This is a genomic window from Advenella sp. EE-W14 (genome assembly GCF_012923605.1).
Classification (GTDB): Bacteria; Pseudomonadota; Gammaproteobacteria; order Burkholderiales; family Burkholderiaceae_B; genus Advenella; species Advenella alkanexedens.
In genome coordinates this window covers 22,898-44,104 of record NZ_JAAVNG010000013.1, presented here as the reverse complement: position 1 = coordinate 44,104, position 21,207 = coordinate 22,898, and the positions used below count along the sequence as shown (strand labels likewise).

Annotated in this window: 23 protein-coding genes and 3 tRNA genes; 10 read left to right on the top strand and 16 right to left on the bottom strand. The window is 48.6% G+C overall.

Annotated features, from left to right (window positions below; translation table 11 throughout):
* Together HCX92_RS12600 and HCX92_RS12595 are read right to left on the bottom strand one after the other, a co-directional pair.
* Window positions 1-462: a nuclear transport factor 2 family protein gene (locus tag HCX92_RS12600; RefSeq protein WP_169295313.1), complete on the bottom strand. Its 462-nt coding sequence runs from the start codon at window positions 460-462 to the stop codon at window positions 1-3.
* Window positions 452-649 (bottom strand): zinc-finger domain-containing protein, encoded by a 198-nt coding sequence (locus HCX92_RS12595; RefSeq protein ID WP_169295312.1) that lies wholly within the window; start codon window positions 647-649, stop codon window positions 452-454. The genes HCX92_RS12600 and HCX92_RS12595 overlap by 11 nt, the downstream gene beginning before the upstream one ends.
* Window positions 650-840: 191 nt before the next feature.
* On the opposite strand from HCX92_RS12595, the gene HCX92_RS12590 reads away from it, so the two are divergent.
* The 3 genes from HCX92_RS12590 to HCX92_RS12580 all read left to right on the top strand — a co-directional run bounded on the left by HCX92_RS12590 (window position 841) and on the right by HCX92_RS12580 (window position 3,502).
* Window positions 841-1,605 carry an AzlC family ABC transporter permease gene (locus HCX92_RS12590; protein ID WP_343212452.1) on the top strand — a complete coding sequence of 255 codons (765 nt, stop codon included), beginning with the start codon at window positions 841-843 and terminating at the stop codon, window positions 1,603-1,605.
* Window positions 1,602-1,925, top strand: a complete 324-nt coding sequence (locus HCX92_RS12585; RefSeq protein ID WP_169295311.1) for an AzlD domain-containing protein — start codon at window positions 1,602-1,604, stop codon at window positions 1,923-1,925. The genes HCX92_RS12590 and HCX92_RS12585 overlap by 4 nt, the downstream gene beginning before the upstream one ends.
* 122 nt (window positions 1,926-2,047) lie before the next feature.
* Window positions 2,048-3,502, top strand: coding sequence for a DEAD/DEAH box helicase (locus HCX92_RS12580; protein WP_169295310.1), 1,455 nt, complete (start codon window positions 2,048-2,050; stop codon window positions 3,500-3,502).
* Here the strand turns inward: HCX92_RS12580 and HCX92_RS12575 are convergent.
* A complete protein-coding gene (locus tag HCX92_RS12575) occupies window positions 3,477-3,860 on the bottom strand; it encodes a thioredoxin family protein (protein WP_169295309.1) in 384 nt (127 codons plus the stop codon). The genes HCX92_RS12580 and HCX92_RS12575 overlap by 26 nt on opposite strands.
* A 197-nt stretch (window positions 3,861-4,057) precedes the next feature.
* On the opposite strand from HCX92_RS12575, the gene HCX92_RS12570 reads away from it, so the two are divergent.
* The 3 genes from HCX92_RS12570 to phaP all read left to right on the top strand — a co-directional run bounded on the left by HCX92_RS12570 (window position 4,058) and on the right by phaP (window position 6,697).
* The gene (locus HCX92_RS12570) at window positions 4,058-4,858 is read left to right on the top strand and encodes a molybdopterin-binding protein (RefSeq protein WP_169295308.1); all 801 of its coding nucleotides are present in this window, start codon (window positions 4,058-4,060) and stop codon (window positions 4,856-4,858) included.
* A gap of 131 nt (window positions 4,859-4,989) precedes the next feature.
* Complete coding sequence (locus HCX92_RS12565) at window positions 4,990-5,811, top strand: IclR family transcriptional regulator (RefSeq protein ID WP_169295307.1); 822 nt, start codon at window positions 4,990-4,992, stop codon at window positions 5,809-5,811.
* Between the two features lie 277 nt (window positions 5,812-6,088).
* A complete protein-coding gene (gene phaP, locus HCX92_RS12560; RefSeq protein WP_169295379.1) occupies window positions 6,089-6,697 on the top strand; it encodes a TIGR01841 family phasin in 609 nt (202 codons plus the stop codon).
* A gap of 105 nt (window positions 6,698-6,802) precedes the next feature.
* Here the strand turns inward: phaP and HCX92_RS12555 are convergent, their stop codons facing one another.
* From HCX92_RS12555 to rssA, 7 genes are all read right to left on the bottom strand, one after another.
* On the bottom strand, window positions 6,803-7,867 hold the full coding sequence (locus HCX92_RS12555) for a quinone-dependent dihydroorotate dehydrogenase (protein ID WP_169295306.1): 1,065 nt from the start codon (window positions 7,865-7,867) through the stop codon (window positions 6,803-6,805).
* 53 nt (window positions 7,868-7,920) lie between these two features.
* Window positions 7,921-8,655, bottom strand: a complete 735-nt coding sequence (locus tag HCX92_RS12550) for an arginyltransferase (protein WP_169295305.1) — start codon at window positions 8,653-8,655, stop codon at window positions 7,921-7,923.
* A gap of 32 nt (window positions 8,656-8,687) precedes the next feature.
* A complete protein-coding gene (gene aat, locus HCX92_RS12545) occupies window positions 8,688-9,422 on the bottom strand; it encodes a leucyl/phenylalanyl-tRNA--protein transferase (protein WP_169295304.1) in 735 nt (244 codons plus the stop codon).
* A 3-nt stretch (window positions 9,423-9,425) separates the two neighbouring features.
* A complete protein-coding gene (locus HCX92_RS12540) occupies window positions 9,426-9,998 on the bottom strand; it encodes an NUDIX hydrolase (protein ID WP_169295303.1) in 573 nt (190 codons plus the stop codon).
* Between the two features lie 74 nt (window positions 9,999-10,072).
* A complete protein-coding gene (locus tag HCX92_RS12535) occupies window positions 10,073-10,693 on the bottom strand; it encodes a DUF2946 family protein (RefSeq protein ID WP_169295302.1) in 621 nt (206 codons plus the stop codon).
* A 93-nt stretch (window positions 10,694-10,786) separates the two neighbouring features.
* Complete coding sequence (locus HCX92_RS12530) at window positions 10,787-10,915, bottom strand: entericidin A/B family lipoprotein (protein ID WP_211182397.1); 129 nt, start codon at window positions 10,913-10,915, stop codon at window positions 10,787-10,789.
* A 175-nt stretch (window positions 10,916-11,090) separates the two neighbouring features.
* A complete protein-coding gene (rssA, locus tag HCX92_RS12525; RefSeq protein WP_169295301.1) occupies window positions 11,091-12,023 on the bottom strand; it encodes a patatin-like phospholipase RssA in 933 nt (310 codons plus the stop codon).
* 210 nt (window positions 12,024-12,233) lie between these two features.
* Between rssA and HCX92_RS12520 the strand changes: the two genes are divergently transcribed.
* Window positions 12,234-13,469 (top strand): MFS transporter, encoded by a 1,236-nt coding sequence (locus HCX92_RS12520; protein WP_371808421.1) that lies wholly within the window; start codon window positions 12,234-12,236, stop codon window positions 13,467-13,469.
* 63 nt (window positions 13,470-13,532) lie between these two features.
* Here HCX92_RS12520 and cls read toward each other — a convergent pair whose 3' ends face one another.
* On the bottom strand, window positions 13,533-14,939 hold the full coding sequence (gene cls, locus HCX92_RS12515; RefSeq protein ID WP_169295299.1) for a cardiolipin synthase: 1,407 nt from the start codon (window positions 14,937-14,939) through the stop codon (window positions 13,533-13,535).
* A gap of 318 nt (window positions 14,940-15,257) precedes the next feature.
* Here cls and HCX92_RS12510 point away from each other — a divergent pair, with 318 nt between their 5' ends.
* Window positions 15,258-17,279, top strand: a complete 2,022-nt coding sequence (locus HCX92_RS12510; RefSeq protein ID WP_169295298.1) for an FUSC family protein — start codon at window positions 15,258-15,260, stop codon at window positions 17,277-17,279.
* An 82-nt stretch (window positions 17,280-17,361) separates the two neighbouring features.
* Here HCX92_RS12510 and HCX92_RS12505 read toward each other — a convergent pair.
* Window positions 17,362-17,437 (bottom strand) — tRNA-Gly (locus tag HCX92_RS12505).
* Between the two features lie 20 nt (window positions 17,438-17,457).
* Window positions 17,458-17,531, bottom strand: a tRNA-Cys gene (locus tag HCX92_RS12500).
* 372 nt (window positions 17,532-17,903) lie between these two features.
* Between HCX92_RS12500 and HCX92_RS12495 the strand changes: the two genes are divergently transcribed.
* Window positions 17,904-18,392 carry a hypothetical protein gene (locus HCX92_RS12495; protein ID WP_169295297.1) on the top strand — a complete coding sequence of 163 codons (489 nt, stop codon included), beginning with the start codon at window positions 17,904-17,906 and terminating at the stop codon, window positions 18,390-18,392.
* Between the two features lie 146 nt (window positions 18,393-18,538).
* Here HCX92_RS12495 and HCX92_RS12490 read toward each other — a convergent pair.
* A tRNA-Gly gene (locus tag HCX92_RS12490) sits at window positions 18,539-18,614 on the bottom strand.
* 187 nt (window positions 18,615-18,801) lie between these two features.
* Between HCX92_RS12490 and murB the strand changes: the two genes are divergently transcribed.
* Window positions 18,802-19,821 carry a UDP-N-acetylmuramate dehydrogenase gene (murB, locus tag HCX92_RS12485; RefSeq protein WP_169295296.1) on the top strand — a complete coding sequence of 340 codons (1,020 nt, stop codon included), beginning with the start codon at window positions 18,802-18,804 and terminating at the stop codon, window positions 19,819-19,821.
* Window positions 19,822-19,864: 43 nt separating this feature from the next.
* Here murB and dapB read toward each other — a convergent pair whose 3' ends face one another.
* Window positions 19,865-20,656, bottom strand: a complete 792-nt coding sequence (gene dapB / locus HCX92_RS12480; RefSeq protein WP_169295295.1) for a 4-hydroxy-tetrahydrodipicolinate reductase — start codon at window positions 20,654-20,656, stop codon at window positions 19,865-19,867.
* A 48-nt stretch (window positions 20,657-20,704) separates the two neighbouring features.
* On the bottom strand, window positions 20,705-21,160 hold the full coding sequence (locus tag HCX92_RS12475) for an outer membrane protein assembly factor BamE (protein ID WP_169295294.1): 456 nt from the start codon (window positions 21,158-21,160) through the stop codon (window positions 20,705-20,707).
* Window positions 21,161-21,207 lie beyond the last annotated feature (47 nt).

Genomic DNA, 21,207 nt, shown 5'->3' with positions numbered 1-21,207 from the left:
TTAATGGAGCAGCATGCTGACTGTCGGATGCGTATCCTCAAGCACGGTATCTGGCGGGGCCAGGGAAGCATGGTGCAGGATCATGTGCCAGCCGTTACGGCTCTTTTGATAAATATTGGTGACATGGCAAAGCATTTCTTTTTGCCCCATTGAGGTAGCAAAGTAATGCCGTTCGAGAACGGTATGAATAACGATCATGCCATGATGGAAAATGACCGGTATTTTTGCTTCGATGCTAAGGGGGCCTTTTGAAAGAATTTCTTTCCAGGAAGTCTGGATGGCCTGTTGGCCAACCAGACGTTCACCATTGGGGTGGATGCAGACAATATCTTCGTCATCTGCCCAGGTTTGCATGAGTTTATCCAGGTCAGCTTCGCGAAGCGCCTCGTAAAAAGATTGCTCAACCTCGGCAGGGCTGGTAAAAACACTGCGTTTGATGGCGCCGGGTGTTTTAGTGCCCATGCACTTTTTCGCCTTCTTTCAGTTTGTAATGGGTGCCACAGTACGGGCAACTGACTTCACCGGTTTTGGTGACGTCAAGGAACACACGAGGGTGCAGGCTCCAACGGGGGGCGTTGGGGCCAGGGCAATGCAAGGGCAGATCTTGTGCAGTAACAATAACGGGGTCTTGTGTTGCTTGAGATGACATTTTTTTCCTTCTGGGCATGCGATAGCCGAAACATAAAATCTTTACAAATACAGGGCTTGGACGCAAATACTGCAAAACAGGCCTGTTTCTGGATGAAACCTGGTCTTATTTTAATGAAAACATCCTGGCTTTGCTAGAATTCGCTTTACGGTTAATAATTTCAATCATTGTACAAGGAAGTCGTTTTGTCTGTGCAGTTATCTATAGGCGTTAAATCGCTGCCTACCCGGCTTTCAATTAAAAAAATGGCCTGGTTAATGGGCAGCAGGCATATGGCGCCCAATCTGTTTGCCCTGTCTGTGTGGGGGTTTGTGTCAGGGGTTGCCATGGTGAATTATGGACTGGCTGCCTGGCAAGCTGTACTGATGTCTTTCCTGGTTTATGCCGGTTCACTGCAGCTGACGGTAGCACCGTTGATGGCCCTGAATGCGCCCTTGTGGGCGGTTTTTTTTGCCGCCATGGTTGTGAATTTGCGCTTTATTATCTTTGGTGCCAGTTTGTATCCTTATTTCAGGCATTTTTCTGTTTTGCGACGAATTGTGGTCGGGTATTTTCTAACCGATATCGGGTTTGTCCTGTTCATGAACCGGTTTCGCACGCAGCGGCCTGGACGGATAGGCATGTACTACGGTTATTTTATGTCGGCCTCCATCCTGTTATGGCTGGTTTGGCAGGTGTCAACCGTTCTGGGCATCTATGTTGGCAGTTATATCCCTGGTTCCTGGTCGCTTGAATATGCCGGTGTTTTTACTTTGTTGGCCATTGTTATTCCCATGGTCCGGACGCAACCCATGCTGGTTACGGTCCTGGCGGCAGGGACCGCCTCCTGGATGGGGCAACAGTTACCTTTCAGGCTTGGCCTGTTTGTGGCAATTATTGTGGGTGTGGTGGCAGGCGTGCTGGCTGAAAAATATGGCAAAAAGGACAGGAAAGCCAGAAAAGGCGGTGCAAAATGAGTGTTGAATACGTATTGAAGGCCACCGCCCTGATGGTGTTGTGTGCGTTTATCACCCGGGTGGGTTACTTGCTGATTGGCGGCTTTATTCCCTTGTCCGACAATGTAAAAAGCAGTTTGCGTTATGCGCCCGTTGCCGCACTGGTGGCTATTATCGTGCCCAGTCTGCTGCCTTGGGCACAAGGCGAAATGCCGCATATAGGGCCGGAGTTGTTTGCGGGTGTTGCTGCCGGACTGGCGTTTTTCCGCTTCCGCAGTATCCTGGTGTTGATTGCGGTCGGGATGGGAACTTTATGGTTGTTACGCTGGTTTTTTGGATAAATTCAGCCCGGACTTTCGTGAATCGGCTATTATGGGATGCCAGAGTAGTAAAATAAGCGGTTAATAGTTATTTTTTGCATTTTTTGCAAACACGGATATTTTATTTTATTGTTCAGGACCCAATGACGGATACCTCTAATGCCAATACTGAAAGTGCAAAGTCTTTCAGCGAATTTGGTCTTCACCCCGATCTCTTAAAGGCCATTTCAGCGAGTGGTTATACGGTCGCCACACCTATTCAGGCCCAGGCCATACCCGCTATTATCGATGGCCGTGATGTTATGGGGGCTGCCCAAACCGGAACCGGTAAAACCGCGGCCTTTACATTACCCCTGTTACATCGTTTAATGCCCTATGCCAGTCACAGTACTTCGCCTGCCAGGCATCCGGTGCGTGCACTTATTTTAGCCCCCACCCGCGAGTTGGCCGATCAGGTGGCTGACAGTGTCAAGCGTTACAGCGAAAGTTGCCCCTTGCGTGTGGCTGTGGTATTTGGAGGCGTGGATATTTCCGCCCAAAAAGAAGAGCTGCGCAAAGGATGTGAGCTGGTGATTGCCACGCCTGGCCGATTGCTGGATCACATAGAACAAAAAACCATCAATCTGTCCCAGGTGAATACCCTGGTTCTTGACGAGGCCGACAGGATGCTGGATATGGGCTTTTTGCCCGATCTTGAGCGCATTGTCAAATTGTTGCCAAAATCCCGCCAAAGTCTGCTTTTTTCTGCCACGTTTAGTGGTGAAATCAGGAAACTGGCGCGTTCATTCCTGAAATCGCCCATTGAAATCAATGTGGCGCCGCAAAATGCCACGGCCGAAAACGTGACCCAGATTGCCTACCCGGTATCCGGCAATAACAAGCAGGCCGCAGTCCTGTATTTGCTCAAATCACGCAGCCTCAGCCAGGTCATTATTTTTGTCAATACCAAAATTGGTGCCAGCCGTTTAACGCATGAACTGGTCAAGGAAGGCATTAAGGCAGAATCCATCCATGGTGACAAATCCCAGCTCGAGCGGATCAAGGCACTGGAGTCCTTCAAATCGGGTGAAACCACCGTACTGGTGGCGACCGACGTTGCGGCGCGTGGCCTTGATGTGGCCGGTTTGCCCTGTGTGATTAACGTTGATCTTCCCTTTAACCCTGAAGATTACGTGCACCGTATCGGACGTACGGGCAGGGCGGGGGCTTCCGGTGAGGCCATTGCCCTGTATACCGATCATGAGGAAAAGCTGCTTGAAGATATCGAAAAGCTTATCAAGATTAAAGTGCCTCGTGGCACTCTTAATATTCCTGAAGTATTCCAGCATCGTGGCCATGCCAGTACGAGTGGTGATTCGCGTGCACGTGGTAAAGGAGAGCGTTTTAAACGGACTTTTCCTGCATCAAGACCGGCGCCTATCGATGATTTTTTCTTCAAGCCTTACGAGCCTGCGGTCAAGGATCCGCATAAAGAAGCGCAACGGCTGCAACAGGAGCAAAAATGGATGGAGCACCATGCCACGTCCAAACAGCCACAGTTGGCGGTCTTGTTAGGTGGGCGTCCTAAAAATATCAAGCCTGCTGAATCAGGTGACTGAACGCAGCGGGGCCATCTGGCTGAACAGGGCTATCGGGGCGGATGCTTTGCAATATTCGCTCCAGGTGGCTGATGTAAGGCAGCATGGTGCCAAAAAAATGATTCTTTCCTTCGATTTGGATCAAGAGCGTGGGAAAGTTCTCAATATCAATATCATCCAGCAATTCGGGCTCTTCTTCTATGTCCACCCAAACAAAAAGGTGTTGGGGAAAACGCTGGCTTAATGCTTCAAATGCCGTAAAGTATTCTTTGCATGTGCCGCACCACTGCGCGCAATAGCATGCGATGAGCCAGACATTGGGATTATGAAGTGTTTGTGTAATAGTGGAAGCGTGTTGACTTGGATTTTGAATGAACATAATCAATAATAGCCGGAAAAAGGCGAGCATGCATGAAAAACAACGCCAGCAAGGTGTCAGACGCTGTTTTTCCGCGGCCGATTGGCTTATCATCATAAAACAATAATTGTTTTTAAGTCAAAATTTATGTGCTTTCTTAATCAATCATTTATGCAGTAATTTGGTATTCGAGCCAAGCCGCTCAAAAGGTGAGAAATATGAGTAATAACTCGATAAGAAAAATAGGTCTGTTTATCATCGGTGATGAAATCCTGTCCGGACGTCGCCAAGACAAGCACTTGTCAACAGTGATTTCGATGCTGTCTCGAAGGGGCATGCAGTTGTCATGGGCCCGGTTTTTGCCCGATGATCTGGATACGCTTGTACAGGAATATAAACGCAGCTTTGCTTCGGGCGATATTGTGTTTTCTTGCGGTGGCATTGGGGCCACTCCCGATGACAAGACTCGGGATGCCGTTGCGTTGGCCTTGGGTGTTGAATTGGAGTTGCACCCCATCGCCGCCAAGCTCATTACCTCACGTTTTCAGGAGTTGGCCAAAGAAGGACGTGGCAGCATAGATATGGGTACGCCCGAAAACCAGCGCCGGCTGGCTATGGGGGTATTTCCCAAAGGGGCCGAAATCGTGCCCAACCCCTATAATAAAATTCCGGGTTTTTTCATTCAGGACCATACCTTTGTACCCGGTTTTCCTGAAATGGCCTGGCCCATGATCGAATGGACACTTGACCAACGGTATGCACAATATCATAACCTTCAGCGTGTAGAAGAACACTCCATTCTGGCATATTCATTGCCCGAGTCCCGTATCACACCGGCATTGGAGTTCATCGAAACCAACTGGCCGGGGGTCAAGACTTTCAGTTTGCCGACCGTGGCCAAAGATAATAATCCGCCCTTTGTTGACTTGGGCGTCAAAGGGCCGTCACCCGCTGTTCAAGAGGCTTTTTCCTATTTGAAAGGAGAAATTCTCAGGGCCGGAGGACGGTTCAGTCATTAATGTCCCTGTGGCCTTGCAAAGGCAAGGGATATAAGCATAAGAAGTGATGCTTGTCTGTATCAAGATAAGCATGGCTTCTTTCCACATGATGGGATAAAATATATTGCATTGCAACATTCAAAGTTATTGCCATGACTGCCAAGAGTTCAATCGTACCTCCGGTTAAACCTTCTTCTTCTGATATCACCATCCAGGTTCTGGAACGGGCCATGAAACTGCTTGATGTACTTGCCGAGCAGGATGAGCCTGTCTCCCTGAAAGAAATTGCCGCCTTGTCCAACTTGCACTCGTCAACCGCGCACCGTATTTTGAATGATCTTGCTGCCGGTCGCTATGTGGACAGGGTTAATAACGGCATGTACCAGCTTGGCATGCGTCTGTTAGAGCTGGGTTCCCTGGTTAAAGACAGGCTGAACGTGAGGGAAATCGCCCATGAACACATGCAGACGTTGCATCGTCTTACCGGGCAAACCATCAATTTATCCATTCAGCAGGGCGATGATATTGTTTATATAGACCGGGCCTGGAGTGAACGCTCTGGCATGCAGGTGGTTCGTGCTATTGGTGGTCGTGCACCTTTGCACCTGACGTCGGTTGGCAAGCTTTTTCTGGCAGCGGCCGAGCCCAGGACGGTACGCGCATATGCATTGCGAACCGGTCTTGGCGGTACGACCGGTAACAGCCTGACAGATCTTGATCGACTGGAAAAAGAGCTGGCTTTTGTGCGTCGTCATGGCTATGCCCGGGATAATGAAGAGCTGGAGTTGGGTGTTCGTTGTATTTCTGCCGGTATTTTTGATGATAGTGGAAAGTTGGTTGCAGGCCTGTCCATCTCTTCGCCTTCAGAGCGGATGCGTGATGAGTGGGTTGAGCTGTTAACGGATACCGCAGCCCGGATTTCGGCAGACCTGGGGTATGAGTGTCGCAGGGAAGAGTATAAAGCGGGCAGGTAGCCAGGACGGACTATGAAAGTAGCCTGTCATCAAGTCTTAATAAAAAATAATTATATTTCAAGAGGTTGGGTTCTTCGGTTTTTGTATTGTTTTTTTGTGCATTGCACAATAAAAGACTTGACCAGCTTTTGAAAAGACGTATAATTTGAATTGTGCGGTGCAATATAAATAGGTTGGCGGTAATTTCCTGAAAATGATATTGCAACCGGCTGTTCAATTTATATCATATGGCAGCTTTTTACTTCACAAACTTATTTATTTCTATCAAGGACATACCATGAGCGCAATCCCACAACAAATTCTAGATCGTCAAAAATCAGCCATCAACACTTTCGTGGCCGTACAAGGTTCAATCTTTGGTGGTTTCGAAAAACTGGTCGACCTGAACATGAAAGTCATCAAGGCTTCTTTGGGTGAGGCTGCCGAGCAGTCTCAACAGGTTTCTGAATTGAAAGATCCACAGGAAGCGGTTGCTTTTGTATCTTCATTGGCCCAGCCCAATGCTGAAAAAGCGATTGCTTACACCAAAAATGTTTATGACATTCTTTCAAACGTTAGCAACGAGTTGATCAAACTGACAGAAACCCAGGTTGCAGAAGGCCAACAACAAATCGCTGAAACAATTGACCAATTGGCTAAAAATGCCCCTACAGGTTCAGAAAGCGCTGTTGCGTTGTTGAAATCCTCACTGGCAACTGCCAACACAGCTTATGATTCTTTGAACAAAGCTGCCAAACAGGCCGTTGAAGTTGCTGAAAGCAATCTGACAGCAGCAGCCAATGCCACGATCAAGGCTACCGAATCAGCCACAGCTGCTACGACAGCTGCTGCCAATAACGTTGCAAATGCTGCCAAAACAGCTCAGCGTTCTGGTGGTCGTAACTAATCTGCGTTAAGCAGTCAGTAAAAAGAGCCCGTCAGGGCTCTTTTTTTTTGGAGAAAAATGTTGGCAGGATCCTGGCCCCATGAAGGCGGATCCTGGTGCAAAGGTTTATTTACGCATAAAAACATCGCACTTTCTAAGTGCATCCACACAATCGGCAATGAGTTTGGGGCCTTGGTAGATCAGGCCCGTGTACAGTTGCACGGCATTGGCCCCGGCATTGATTTTTTCAAGGGCCTGCTGACCCGAGTTAATACCGCCCACACCAATAATGGTAAAGTCCGGGCCCATTTCTTTTCTGAGTGATTCAATCACTTTGAGGGACAGTTCATGAACCGGAGGGCCTGACAGGCCACCACTTTCTTCACTGTGTTTAAGACCCTGAACCGCGTTGCGTGAAAGGGTGGTGTTGGTGGCAATGACACCATCAATTTCATAAAGCGGCAAAATATGGGCAATTGCCTGAATTTGCTCGGTCTCAAGATCGGGAGCAATTTTTACAACCACCGGTACCCGGCGACCATAATGGTCGGCCAGTTCTTTACGTTTGTCGGCAATTTGTCGCAATAAATCACTTAATTCATCGCCCCCTTGCAAGGCACGCAGGTTCTTGGTGTTGGGTGAGGAAATATTGATGGTGACATAATCGGCAAAGGGATACACACCTTCAAGTCCGATCAGGTAATCGCTGGCGGCATTTTCGATCGGGGTATCGGCGTTTTTTCCGATATTCAGGCCCAGAACGCCTCTTTTGGCGCGCCATTCACTTTTTTGGACATTTTGCAGGAAGGTGTCCAGTCCATGGTTGTTAAAACCCATCCGGTTAATCAGGGATTCCGCCTGTGGCAGGCGAAACATACGGGGTTTGGGGTTGCCTGGCTGGGCCCGGGGGGTTACCGTGCCCACTTCAATAAAACCAAAGCCAAGCTGGCCAAGGGCATCAATGCATTCGCCGTTTTTATCCAGTCCGGCAGCCAGCCCTATGGGGTTACGCAGGGGCAGGCCCATCAGGGTGCTTGGAAGCAGGGTATGGTTACCTTTTAGCAAGTCGCGCGTAACCTTGCAGTGATGCGCTTTTTGCAACGATTTCAATGTCATTTCATGAGCCGTTTCGGCGTCCATTGAAAAAAGCAGTGGGCGAACAAAGGGATAAAGTTTGAAGGTATTGAACATGGTTGTGAAATAAAATGGAATCCGCCCATTTTAATGCTTATTGTCACTGAAAACTATTCCTGGCCGGGAATATCGTCAATCCATTGTTGGTTTATATAGTACTGAAGCGGCTGAAATCTGGTTTTATAGGACATTTTGGGACTTTCTTTTATCCAATATCCCAGATATAACCAGGGCAAACCGAGCTGCCTGCATTGTTCTATCTGCCATAAAATGCAATAGGTGCCCAGGCTGCCCGGGTAATCAGGATCATAAAAGGTATACACTGAAGACAGTCCGTCATCACTGACGTCAATAATCGATACGATACGCAGGACGCCATCGGGTGAACGGAACTCGACCAGCTCGGTGTTGACATGGCTTGACAGCAGGAATTGTTCATATTGCTCATGGCTATGCTCATCCATGCCGCCGCCAGGATGCCGCTCATGCTGGTAGCGGCTGTACAACATAAAATGTTCGTCTTGCCATTGCATGGGGACTTTGCGGGCAGATAGATCATGATGGCGCTTTAGTATGCGTTTTTGCGTTGAGCCTGGTTTGAAAGCAAACGTATTAATACGGACTGATATGCAGGCCTGGCAATTGTCGCACTGGGGTTTATAGGTGAACAGGCCGCTGCGGCGGAAACCGACCCTTAGCAAGCTGGCATAGGCCTTGTCATTAACCAGATGACCGGGCGCAACCACCCGGGAACGGGCGGTCCTGCCGTCAATATAACTGCAGGGATAAGAGGCCGTTAAGTAGTAATGCAATACATGCAGGTTGGGGTCATGAATTTCGCTCATGCGTTAACTATACTTAAATATCTAAGCCCGATTCAAGAAATATTACCATCTGAAAGTAAAACTCCCGCTTGCCAGGGAGGCGGTGTTTGAAAAATGGTTTTATTCAGGTGTTCGATAAAAGCCTTACGTGGCACAGGTGCTGCGCCAAGACTGCCCAGGTGCCTGGTTTCCTGCTGGCAGTCTATCCATTCCACACCGTGACGCGTCAGGAAACGGACGGCATAGGCCAAGGCAATCTTGGAGCTATCGCTAACCGTGGAGAACATGGATTCACCATAAAACATCTTGCCCATTGAGACACCGTAAAGGCCTCCGGCCAGTTTGCCATCTATCCAGGTTTCAATACTATGGGCGAATCCGTGTAAATGCAGATTGCTGTAGGCGGTAATAATATCCTGGTTGATCCAGGTGCCGGCCTGATTCTGCCGTGGAGCGGCACATGCCTGCATGACCTGGACAAAGGCGGTATCCACCTTGATTTGGATGAAAGGATTTGGCTGGGTTTCCTGCCTGGCAATTTGCCTGAGTTTTTTCTTCAGGCTGTGCGAGATGACAAAATCCTTGCACTTGAGTACCATGCGTTGGGAAGGGCTCCACCACAGAATGGGTTGTGGCTCGGAATACCATGGGAAAATGCCCTGTTGATAGGCGCTTGTCATGCGAGCCATGGATAAATCACCACCACAGGCCAGCAGGCCGTCCGGCTCTTTAAGGGCGAGCTCGGGCGGGGGGAACGGGGTTTGCAGGTCTAGCCAGAAAAGCGCCATTGCTTAGGACAAGGAAAGGTAGTGAGTCGTGAAAACCCCACGTTCCTTGTCTTCAATATAGCGTTTAAGGGTTTGGGTAACGGTTCGGAAGGACAGTTCATCCCAGGGAATTTCATCAATGCCAAAATAACGGGCTTCCAGGCTTTCCGGGCCGGGATCCAGCTTTGGGCTATTGGCTTCAGCCAGAAAATACAAGTGTACCTGGTTGACACCAATAACATCGATCACGGTAAAAAGCTGTTTAAGCGTGATATCTGCCCCGGCTTCTTCCGTGGTCTCACGAATGGCGCCCACACTGGTTGTTTCACTAAGCTCCATGAAGCCAGCGGGTAAGGTCCATTTGTTATAGCGTGGTTCGATGGCGCGACGACAGAGCAGGATTTTATCTTCCCAGACGGGAACCGTTCCCACCACTACTAATGGATTTTTGTAATGAACGGCACCACAGTTTTCGCAAAGGTCACGCACCCGGTTGTCATCAGGGGGGATTTTTCGGGATAGGATGGAGCCACATTGTGAACAAAAACGCTGCTCAACCGGAGCGGGAAAATAAAAGGAAGTATCGTGAGAAGTCATAAAATACGGGTAATTCGTGTATACGTACAATGATACATGGATTATGGCTTAAGTTTGCCATGGTCTGCTAAAAATTATCGCGCAACGGGACAGGCAATAAAATGCATTGTTTCGGGGATCTGTTCACTGTCAATCTGTTGCAAGGGAGCATTGTATTCAGGGTGGTGTTCGTAACTGACGTCCAGTTGCTGTCCTTGCTCCAGTTCAATCAGGAGTTTTTCTGACAGATTACCAGGAAGGGAACCAGGATTATAGGTATTCCGGATAGCGAAGTGCTTAATGATCTGGGCGGTATCGCGGCCAACAATAATGGCGGCGCCTAGATCGGTTTGTGCATACAGAAAGCCCTGCTCATCCAGATACCAGGCTTGCACGGCTTTTACCTTCTGACGGGTGTGTGCCTCAAGCGTATGGCCGTCTTCAGCCAGGTGTAATACGTGGGGTGCATAATCAAGACAAACATAAACACGTTGCGGACCGTTCTGGAAAAACCATTCGCCTTTGTCGGTCGCCGCATAATTGCGATTGATGAAGTCGTTGATTTGGGGGCTGCCAATGGATTCCCCGGGTTTGCCGGGTTGATAAGACCCGGCAGGATGAAGCTTCCATTTTCCGTTCAGGTCCAGCGATAACCAGCCATAGACGGCAGGAACATCAGGCCATTTTTTGATTGCATCCAGTACGTTCTTGTCCATGTCGTTCCTTTCACGTTTTGTTGTTACAGGCTGCCAAGATGGCGTTTATGTGCTGACGGACATTGTTAAGCCGGTTATCGTTTGGCTTGCTGCTTATTGTGCCGCTCTTTCGATGGCCTGCCCGCCTGCGGAAATGTCTTCACCCAGTCCCTTGACGGTATTGCAACCGGTAAGGGCAAACAAAGAGATAAGCGCTGTTATTAGATAATTTTTCAAATTCATATTGCAATCCTTGTTTAAGTTTATTAATCGACATAAGAATAGCCGATTTGTTAGAAAAAAACATTTACAAGAACAGGATTTGACGTAATAGGACGACATCAAGCTGCTGTTTGCGGTCGCTGAATGACAGCAGGTTCAATGATGCGAGTGCTCAGGCGGGAGCCGTAAAGAAAACTCAGATTCTGTTTTTCTTTTTCAGCTTATCCAGTGCGGGCAGGCATATTTCAACGGCACGACGCCCTTCCTCAATGGCTTCGGCGGCACGGTGAAAATCCAATAAACCCAAATGGGCCAGTTGCGGGGCAATAATAATATGTGGCGGTTCTCCGGCCATCCGGCTGCGGGTGATTTGCGCCTGCATGATATTCAGGCTTGACGCAATGACATCGAGTAAAGACGGGTTTTTCATCTGCGCGGTAGTTTCTTCGGGAAGGTTGCCTGGTATGCCAAAATTTTGCTGGATCCTGCGAAGCCATTCGGCGGCATTGCTGCCAAAAGAAAAGGTGGGTTCGGGTGGAGTGTAAAAATGTCGTCCAATCAGATCCGAGTTCAGATCGACTGCTATCAGGAAATCGGCACCCATGGCTCGCGCCAGGGAAACCGGTACCGGATTAACCAGGCCACCATCGACCAGGATATCCTGATCATATATAACGGGGGTGAATAAGCCGGGCAGGGCAATAGAGGCCCTGACGGCATCGATCGTGGATCCTTCGCGCATCCAGATTTCATTGCCGGTGGTTAGCGAAGTGGCCACCGAGCCAAATGGCAGTTTGAGTTCTTCGATGTTTCTGTCCATGAAGTGGCTTTTGAAAAAATTCATGAGTTTTTCGCCTTTCAGGACCCCACCGTTCAGGCGGATATCCATGAAAGAAAGCACATTGCTGATGCTCAGCCCCAGAACCCATTTTCTGAAAACCTCTATTTCACCCGCAGCATAGGCGGCACCAACCAGGGCACCAATAGAAGTACCGCAAATAATGTCCGGCTTGATACCCGCTTCTTCCAGTGCCTGGATAACCCCGATATGTGACCATCCGCGCGCGGATCCGCTTCCCAGGATGAGACCGATTTTTTGTTTTCTGTGGAGGGGGTGGGATGGCGGCATGTGGTTAATGATGGTAGTTGGGTGTATGCATAGGATATTATCATTGAGTTGTTATGTTTTATTTATATATGTTTATGAAATTTAGTAATATGTATTTTTTATTTCGATATGTGTGCAAGATCTGTCGGGAGCTTAAATGCTTGTAAAGCAATCAGTTTGGGATTTTCAGTTCATATCGTTCCTGTAATTTTAATAGAACTGGGGTTAATTTTGTCGCATACCGATACCGTTTCAGTGGAAGATAATGCATCTGCCCTGTCCCTGCACCAGCAATGTGGGAATATCGCCCGTCTTACAGTGGCCCAGGCTCTGGCGGGTGCCAATTCGGTTGTGGTTTATGCAACCGGTGCCGTTGTTGGCAATGTCTTGGCCCCTGATAAATCATTGGCAACCTTGCCCATTAGTATTTTTGTCGTGGGTATGGCGGCATGTATCCTGCCCATGGGGAGCATTGCCCGGCGTTATGGTCGCCGCATGGCCTTCATGGCCGGTACAGGGTGTGGTGTGTTGGTGGGCTTGCTGTCGGCGTTGGCGGTCGTACTGGGTTCGTTCTGGCTGTTTTGTCTGGCAACATTTTTTGGCGGTGCGTATGCCGCAGTGGTGCTGTCTTTCCGTTTTGCGGCAGCCGATGGGGTTGAGCCGGCAATGCGGGCCAGGTCCCTTTCTTTTGTCATGGGAGGCGGTGTGGCGGCCGGTGTGATTGGGCCGCAGCTGGTTACGTACACCATGGATTTTTGGCCGCCCTATACGTTTGCAATTACTTATTTAGTGCAGGCGGCTGTGGCGGCTTTGTCGGCAGTGGTATTGTTTGGGGTTCATTTGCCCCTTCCGTCAGCCAAAAAAGTGGCCGGTGGCAGGTCGCTTTCCTTCATCGTACGTCAACCCCGCTTCATTACTGCCATGATTTGCGCTGCGGTTTCTTACATGCTGATGAATTTCATCATGACATCGGCACCCCTGGCGATGCAAATGTGTGGTCATCCCCTGGAAACGGCTAATCTGGGCATGCAGTGGCATGTCATTGCCATGTACTTGCCCAGTTTTTTTACCGGGCGCTTAATAAACCGTTTTGGTTCGGGGTGTGTAGTAACGGTCGGTTTGCTTATGATTGGTGGGTCGGCAATCATTGGTTTGGCAGGGATCGATGTCGCGCATTTCTGGCTGACCCTGATTTTACTGGGCGTCGGCTGGAACTTTGGTTTTGTGGGGGCGTCAGCCATGGTGCTGGAATGCCACAGGCCAGAAGAGGCTACCCGTGTGCAATCCTTTAATGATTTTATCGTTTTTGGCACCATGGCGATTGGTTCGTTTGCGTCGGGAAATTTACTGGCTGTTTATGGTTGGGATATGGTGCTTTGGGTTTCATTTGTACCATTAATCCTGGCCGTGCTGGTGCTGTCAGTGACCGCGGTTTTCAATCGGGCACCTTCTATTGATCATGCCTGATGGGCAGCTGGAAATTGCATGGGTAATTTTGTGGGCAGGCAGGCTTGTGCTGCCTGCCTGCGATTACAGTAGTGGGCTGAGTATGGCCAGGACATTATTGCGCAGCCGATAGGGCATGCTCCAGGCATCCACATCAGCCTGGTTAACCGGATTGGACTGCGCAATATATTCAGCTTGCCTGCAACGAATGGCCTGTGTCAAGCCTTGGTCATGAAGCAGGATATTGTTCTCAAAGTTAAGTTCAAAACTGCGCCGGTCCATGTTTGCCGAACCAATCAAGGTCATTTCGCCATCAATCGTGAGTGTTTTTGCGTGCAGCAAGCCACCGGTGTATTCATGAATGCGAACACCGGCTTCCAGCAATTCTGAATAATTGCTTCGGCTTGCCGCGCCTACAAACCAGCTGTCATTGCGGGCAGGCAGGACAATGCTGGTGGCAACTCCCCGCCGAGCACTGCTGCAAAGTGCAGCCTGCATGAAATCATCGGGGACGTAATAGGGTGTGGAGATAACCAGTTCTTTGCGCGCACTGAACATTAAGGTTCCAAACAGTTCTGGCGTGGCCGAATAATGATTCTCGGGGCCGCTGCCAATCACCTGGGCAAGAAAACCGGGTTCTGCTGGTGGCATGGGGCGTTGTGCCAGTTCACGGCAGTCCTCATTGGTACAGATCAGCCAATCGGTTAGGAAAAGGTACTGGTTTTGCCGGACAACCGGACCTTCCAGGCGAATGACCGCATCAACCCAGGGTGCGTATTTTGCCTTGATGGCGAATTCGGGATCAGCACAGTTCTGGCTGCCGCAGTAGGTGACCCGGTTGTCAATAACCACGATTTTCCGGTGATTGCGAATATCCACGCGTCCTTTCAGAATGCGGAACATCAGGTTGCCGATGAGCTGGGCGCGGGCCAGTTGTACACCTGCTTCTTTCATGGCCGTCCAGTATTCACTGCGAATAAAATTTCGTGATCCCAGATCATCCACAATCGCGCGGCAGGTGACACCACGCCGGGCTGCCCGAATCAGGGCATCAACCACCTTGCGGCCATTGTTATCGGCCAGCCAGATATAAAAAAGAAGATGTACATGTTCCTGGGCGGCATCAATATCCGCAACGATGGCGTCAATGGTGGCGTTTGAATTATCAAGCAAATATCCGGTATTGCCGCCTACCGGTTTAAAGCCACTGATTGATTGGCCAATTGAAAACCCCGATGCGCTGATGTCCGGGATAAGCTCGTTTGGTGCTTGCGTGAAAAAGTCGGGTAAGGTACTTTCAGACAGTTTTTGTGGTACCCGGCCTTTGTTGGGCCGGACTTCTCCAAGCATCAGATAGGTTAATGCGCCCACATAGGGCAGGGCCATGATGAACAGGATCCAGGCAACACGTGATGCCGGATCACGTCGAGGTCTGAGCAAGACGCGAATCGATAGCCCTGTGATGATAATAAAATGGATAATCAACCACATGAAAATACCCCGTTATTAGTATGGGTGGATGGATGATGCGGCCATTGTTCGGCGCTTTCAACATAATCCCAAGGAATGTTGAGCACTTGCCACGGGTTAAGCGGCAGTGCTGCAGTCAACTTTCGTGATTGTAAGTGCATCGCTTGGGTGTTGCAAAGCACCAATTTAAGCTGTGTGTGATTGTTGCAAGATTGAATTTATTTGGTTTTTTGTTTATATGGGCTTAAAACATCTATTTTTATTGTCTTGTTTTTTTGGTTCTTATCGGCACAATTGACTTATCATATTTTATTAAGCGGGGACGGAGAACATCTTTTTATGTCAATTTTCATCACGCACTATCGCCCTGTTGCCCGGTTGAGGCAGCTGATCGAGTTAAAACATGCCCATTTTCCTGTGGGTAAAGCGGTCCGCTCGGGTTTGTCTGTCTGTCTGGCATTTGCCTTGGGCTTGTTAAGCGGATATGTTCTGGAGGGCGTTTTCATCTGTATTGCCGCGCTTTGTTTTTCAGCGGGTGAAGCCAGTAATATTTCCTATCGTGCCATGTTCAAAAATACCGTCATTGCTTCCTTAATCGGTGGTTTGGGGGCATTTGCCGGTGTTTTGGTGGGGCTGCCCTGGCTGGTGGTGATTATCATCATGGCCATGCTGGCTTTCTTTTGTTCCATTATCAGCAATTACGGCATGCCTTATTCGGTTGGTACAATGATTGCCCTGGTCATGGCCTCGGTCATTGTGGGTATGCCGATAGAGGGAATGGGCTGGAAGCTCTATCTCTGTTTTCAGCTGGGGACGGTGTTTTACCTGTTGCTGTTGGGATGTCAGGCCTTGCTGGACTCTCATGCCCCCGAACGTTTACTGCTTTCGGAGCATATAAAAAAACTGGCCGATTATGCACACATAAAATCCCGGAAAACCTCACCAACACCAGTGGATGATAAAAAAGTGCGGACAACACTGGATGGCGCCCTGGACAGCTACTTCACACTTTATTCCGCCTTATTGAATAGCAAATACCGGAATTTTCCTGAGCGGAGTCAGGAAGCAGATCGTCAGGCTGCACTTTTACAGGCTCTGGACAGCACTTTATCGCACCTGATTGCAATTAATAAGGATACAAAGTTGCTTGCGGATTCGGCTCATTTGCTGGAGGAAATCGCAGATGCCCTTGTCCGGAAGCGTAAAACACCACCACCGCTACCGGATTTTCCTGAGCAAGCCAGTGGTTTTGTTTATAGTCTTACCCGGCTGATGGAAAGTCTTTGGCCTTCTTCCGCCTCTGATTCCTTGCCAAGACAGAAACGGTTCTCAGTCAAAACTTCCTTAAAGCAGCGGGCGCAAATGGGCTTGAAGCGCTTGATTGTGGGTAAAGAAGTCATTACCCAGGCCTATGTGTTTGCATCCTGCATGGGGGCGGCTTTTGCGACCAGGTACGTCATTCATGAAAACCATTGGTTTTGGGTGCCTTTAACGATTGCCTTAACCATGAAACCGGATTTTGGCTCTGTGTTTGCCAGAACGCTCATGCGTTGTCTGGGAACCATTTTTGGGGCATGCATCGGGACAGTGGTTTTGTATCTGTTGCCCAAGGGGGTTGCCTTAATTGTTGTGATTGGCATATTGGCCGCGCTGATTCCCTGGGCAAAAATGGTGTCTTACGCGACTCAGGTAATCATCATTACCGCCGTCTTATTGCTGCTTCTGGATTTGTTAAGTACAGGTCCCATGACGGTTAATTATGCGGGCCAAAGAGTCATAGATACCATTATTGCGGGCGTTATTATCCTGGTCTTCAACTATTTTCTTTGGCCACAAAGAAAAAATAATGTACTGGGCAAAAGATTTGATGAGGTCTTGAATGCCATCAAGCATTATTTAAAGTCAGCCTGCCAGAGTGCCAATGGCGATGAAGCTGAGTTCCAAAAAATAACCCAAGAGGTATTCAAGGCAAAGATTGCCGCTTACCAAAAGGTTTCCGATTTAAGAACAGAGCTGCATCGCTTAATGCTGGAGCCCGCACCTGTTGGCGTGGAGGCCACCAGCTGGTTTCCTTTGGTGGCAGGAGCCGAGCGCTTATGCGACAAAATAACGGTGTATTTTATTCATCGAACGGTTGATTCAGCTCCTCCAGCCAGCAGTGATATTCATTATTTACTTGATCAGATTGAGCATATTCAGAAACATCAGGATGATGGCGAACAGTATTCTTTTTCAGAGAAAAACACCGAACAAATCAAGGCGTTTTTATTTGGTTTGAATGAGGAAATTACCAACCTGTCCAAATTGTTGGAAACCAATATTCGCAGCAAATCCATGGCCGGGCATGAGGCACTTGCGTGAATGGTGAATGATGTGTTTTAGGCGGAAAGTACGTTAGGAAGAAAAAAAAGCCCAGACACTTGTCTGGGCTTTTTTTGAATTCTGGAGCGGGAAACGAGTCTCGAACTCGCGACCTCAACCTTGGCAAGGTTGCGCTCTACCAACTGAGCTATTCCCGCATTTTTAACAAGTCTTTGACTGGAGGCGCAGGGCGGAGTCGAACCGCCCTAGACGGATTTGCAATCCGCTGCATAACCGCTTTGCTACTGCGCCCTTTAGTACATTGCAACTGATAGGTCCGGATAATGCAATCGTTGCCGTTCAGTGCCAAAGACTTAATAAGAGAATGAGTATAGCACCATTAAGCCAAAATGGAAGTTTTTGTTGTGAAATAAGCAACAAAATTATCATTGGATAGATTTTTAACCTGTTTTTGTTGTAATGGTGCATCATTTTTAGGTGTTTAGGTGTTTAGGTGTTTTATATGAGCTAAATAGGCAATAGGGGGGGGCGTGGGATTGGCCTGAAAGGGATGGTTGCTGCGGTCGTTGTGCTCTAGTTTGATATAACGCATTGTTTTATAATATTTTTTGACTACACTGGGGGTGTACTTTAGACGTTGGTATATAACTATAGGAGGCAGGTATGGGAACCAATAACAAGGCATCAACTTATTCTGATGGTCAGTTGTCGCAGAATTTATTCAATGCAAATATGGAGCTGTCCCGACAAATGGGAAAGCTGTTTCAGGAAAACAATCAGCGCTGGGGTGAGTTCATTGCCGCGGCTTTTGGTGAGAGTCGGGCTAATATGGAAAAACTGCTGAATATCAATAATGATCCCCTGCGGGGCCAGGCTTTTAACGATCTTATGGTAAGTTTGTCGCAATGCGCCAATGGCAATCGGGCTTTGACCCAGCAGGCACTTGAAAATCAGCGTTTGTTCCTGTCGGGTATGGCAGAAATATTGCAGCAATGGCAGCGGCAGTCTGTTGCGTTGGCCGATGGTGCCAATACGATGCCATGGAATAATATGTTTGCTGATATGTTTAAACAGCTGAATGCCGGTTTTTTGCCCTTTAATTACCTCGTAAATGCAAACAGGCACGAGAAAGAGGAGGTTAAGGAAAAGTAAGAAGCCCGTGGCGGGGCGGTGATGATCTTGGATTCTGCCAGGTAGAGTGTGTTGTGGGGTTTAAGGCATTCATGTGGCAGAAACAAAAAAAAGGACCGAAAGGTCCTTTTTGCGTATTTGCAGGAAATGCCTGCAAATTTGAATTCTGGAGCGGGAAACGAGTCTCGAACTCGCGACCTCAACCTTGGCAAGGTTGCGCTCTACCAACTGAGCTATTCCCGCATTTTTCACAATTTTCAGTGTTTTGCTGAATCAGTGAAGTTTTAAATTATAAGCAATCTTTTTTCGTTTTGCAAGCTTTTTTTATTTGCCTGTTTTTCGAAATAAGCAAGAAGTGCTTAAGAAAGACAAAATAATAGCATTTATTTCTTTATAATGTCAAAAAAACGTTATTTGAATAGTTGAAGATATGGATTTTATACAACAGAAGGACCTGAGCGGTTTTAATACACTGGGCTTGAAATCATGGGCAAATAATTACATAAGTCTTTGTAATAAAAAAGATTTAAGTGCTATTTCAGACTTGTTGAAGCCGGGTGTCCCCTACTTTGTTCTGGGTGGGGGAAGTAACGTTGTATTAAGTGAACAAATCGATCAAATTGTTGTTCATAACCAACTTAAAGGGATTCGCCTTTGGCAGGAAACCGACAGCGACTGGATTGTAGAAGCGGCTGCGGGTGAAAATTGGCATGATTTTGTGGTTAATTGCATACAGCAAGGTTGGTATGGCCTGGAAAACCTGGCTTTAATACCTGGTACGGTGGGGGCGGCACCTGTGCAGAATATTGGTGCCTATGGTGTGGAAGTGAAAGACCGACTCGATAGCGTGGTGGCTTACGATCCGTTAACCCAAACAGAACAGGTCTTCAATAATCAACAGTGCCAATTTGCCTACCGTGACAGCATCTTCAAGCATGAAGAGGGTAAAGGCCTCATCATTACGGCGGTCAGGTTTCGTTTGCCCAAGCAATGGGTGCCGGTATTGTCTTATCCCGATCTTCAATCCTATGAGACTGCCAGGCCTCAACTGACGGCACAAGCCATTTTTGAGGCGGTTTGTGAGATACGTCGTCGTAAATTGCCCGATCCAAAGGTGACAGGTAATGCAGGCAGCTTTTTTAAAAATCCCATTGTTCCTGCGCAGCAGTATCGGGAGTTAAAAGCGCAATTCCAGGACTTGGTTGCTTATGAGCAGCCCGATAACCGTTATAAACTGGCCGCTGGCTGGATGATTGATCAATGTGGCTGGAAAGGGCGGAAATTGGGCAATGCCGGCGTGCATGCAAGACAGGCTCTGGTGATTGTGAATACCGGCAAAGCCTGTGCAGCGGATATTACTGCCATTGCAAAGGCAATTGCCGGTGATGTCATGAATAAATTTGGTGTTTTGCTGGAACCCGAACCGGTTTTTGTAGGCCTCAAACGTTAAGTGCACCCTCGAATGCCAGTGGCAGGCGGAGGTATAAAGTTTGTCAACCCTGAATGACGTCTTGCATGTTGAACAGGCCGGTTTTGTGTTTTTGCAGGAACAGGGCAGCCTTCAGGCTGCCTTGGGCATATGTGGCACGACTGGATGATTTATGGGTGATTTCAATTCGTTCACCTGTACCGCAAAACATCACGGTATGGTCGCCAATGATGTCGCCACCGCGCACAACCGAAAAACCGATTTGTCCGTCTTTGCGTGCCCCCGTGTGACCGTGCCGGGCCCAGTCGGCGATGTCATCCAGTTTTTTACCCCAGGTTTCGGCAATCACTTCACCCATTTTCAATGCAGTGCCAGAAGGAGCATCCACTTTGTGTTTGTGGTGAGCTTCATAGACTTCCACATCGTAGCCGGTATTCAATAGTTGTGCCGCCAGCTCAAGCAGGCGCAGGGTGGCATTGACGCCAATGCTCATGTTGGGGGCGAACACAATCGCATTTTCTTTGGCAGCTTCTTCTATGGCCTGAATACCGGCGGCATCAAAGCCGGTGGTACCAATAACGGCTTTGGTTTTGTACTGGCCACAAGCCTGCAGGTGCTTCAGGGTGCCTTCAGGGCGGGTAAAGTCGATGAGGCAATCACTGTTTTGCAGGGCTGACAAATCATCGGTGATGACAACTCCGGTGGGTTTGCCCAGGAATGCACCCGCATCGGTGCCCAGTTGTTCGCTGCCCGAGTGATCAAGGGCAACGGTAAGTTCAAGTTCGGGGTGTTCAAGTACTGCTTCAATGAGCATGCGACCCATACGGCCGCTGGCTCCGGAAATAGCTATACGCATGTAACTAACCTTTGGTTTTGATAATTATTGGTGATTGCAGAAAACGATTTATTCCAAGGGAGCCGTTTCTACCTGGCTGGCTGCCGCTTCTGCGGTGCTGGCTGTTGATTCTACCGTGCGGGCAGCCGCTTTTTGCTCGTAAGGTTGGAAGTTGGGCTGTTGATCACCTTCCCAGCGATCCAGAACACCATTCACGAACCAGACTGAGAAATTGCGCGAGACCGGTTCACCATAACCGGGTTGGTAGTAGTAAGGATAATCCCAGCGGTCAGGTCGGAAGATGTCGGTCAGGGTGGGTGAGCCCAAGGCGTAACGCACCTGATCCGGAGTCATGCCTTTTTGTAATAGTGCCACGTTTTCTTCTGTGATCCAGTTGCCTTGCTGTACAGGGGCGATATAAGGAAAACCCCATTTCCCTGATTGGCAACCGGTTAGTGCAGTAAGTGCAAGGGCAGAGATAAACAGTCCTTTACGGAGACGAAGGAAAAGTGCAGTATTATTCATGACTTGGGTGAATATCCTATGATAATTTTGGACATTTAAAAGTGTTA

Coding starts and splice junctions, on each gene's coding strand:
- HCX92_RS12600 (WP_169295313.1), bottom strand. CDS start 462: ATGGGCACTAAAACACCCGGCGCCATCAAACGCAGTGTTTTTACCAGC.
- HCX92_RS12595 (WP_169295312.1), bottom strand. CDS start 649: ATGTCATCTCAAGCAACACAAGACCCCGTTATTGTTACTGCACAAGAT.
- HCX92_RS12585 (WP_169295311.1), top strand. CDS start 1,602: ATGAGTGTTGAATACGTATTGAAGGCCACCGCCCTGATGGTGTTGTGT.
- HCX92_RS12580 (WP_169295310.1), top strand. CDS start 2,048: ATGACGGATACCTCTAATGCCAATACTGAAAGTGCAAAGTCTTTCAGC.
- HCX92_RS12575 (WP_169295309.1), bottom strand. CDS start 3,860: ATGTTCATTCAAAATCCAAGTCAACACGCTTCCACTATTACACAAACA.
- HCX92_RS12570 (WP_169295308.1), top strand. CDS start 4,058: ATGAGTAATAACTCGATAAGAAAAATAGGTCTGTTTATCATCGGTGAT.
- HCX92_RS12565 (WP_169295307.1), top strand. CDS start 4,990: ATGACTGCCAAGAGTTCAATCGTACCTCCGGTTAAACCTTCTTCTTCT.
- phaP (WP_169295379.1), top strand. CDS start 6,089: ATGAGCGCAATCCCACAACAAATTCTAGATCGTCAAAAATCAGCCATC.
- HCX92_RS12555 (WP_169295306.1), bottom strand. CDS start 7,867: ATGTTCAATACCTTCAAACTTTATCCCTTTGTTCGCCCACTGCTTTTT.
- HCX92_RS12550 (WP_169295305.1), bottom strand. CDS start 8,655: ATGAGCGAAATTCATGACCCCAACCTGCATGTATTGCATTACTACTTA.
- aat (WP_169295304.1), bottom strand. CDS start 9,422: ATGGCGCTTTTCTGGCTAGACCTGCAAACCCCGTTCCCCCCGCCCGAG.
- HCX92_RS12540 (WP_169295303.1), bottom strand. CDS start 9,998: ATGACTTCTCACGATACTTCCTTTTATTTTCCCGCTCCGGTTGAGCAG.
- HCX92_RS12535 (WP_169295302.1), bottom strand. CDS start 10,693: ATGGACAAGAACGTACTGGATGCAATCAAAAAATGGCCTGATGTTCCT.
- HCX92_RS12530 (WP_211182397.1), bottom strand. CDS start 10,915: ATGAATTTGAAAAATTATCTAATAACAGCGCTTATCTCTTTGTTTGCC.
- rssA (WP_169295301.1), bottom strand. CDS start 12,023: ATGCCGCCATCCCACCCCCTCCACAGAAAACAAAAAATCGGTCTCATC.
- cls (WP_169295299.1), bottom strand. CDS start 14,939: ATGTGGTTGATTATCCATTTTATTATCATCACAGGGCTATCGATTCGC.
- HCX92_RS12510 (WP_169295298.1), top strand. CDS start 15,258: ATGTCAATTTTCATCACGCACTATCGCCCTGTTGCCCGGTTGAGGCAG.
- HCX92_RS12495 (WP_169295297.1), top strand. CDS start 17,904: ATGGGAACCAATAACAAGGCATCAACTTATTCTGATGGTCAGTTGTCG.
- murB (WP_169295296.1), top strand. CDS start 18,802: ATGGATTTTATACAACAGAAGGACCTGAGCGGTTTTAATACACTGGGC.
- dapB (WP_169295295.1), bottom strand. CDS start 20,656: ATGCGTATAGCTATTTCCGGAGCCAGCGGCCGTATGGGTCGCATGCTC.
- HCX92_RS12475 (WP_169295294.1), bottom strand. CDS start 21,160: ATGAATAATACTGCACTTTTCCTTCGTCTCCGTAAAGGACTGTTTATC.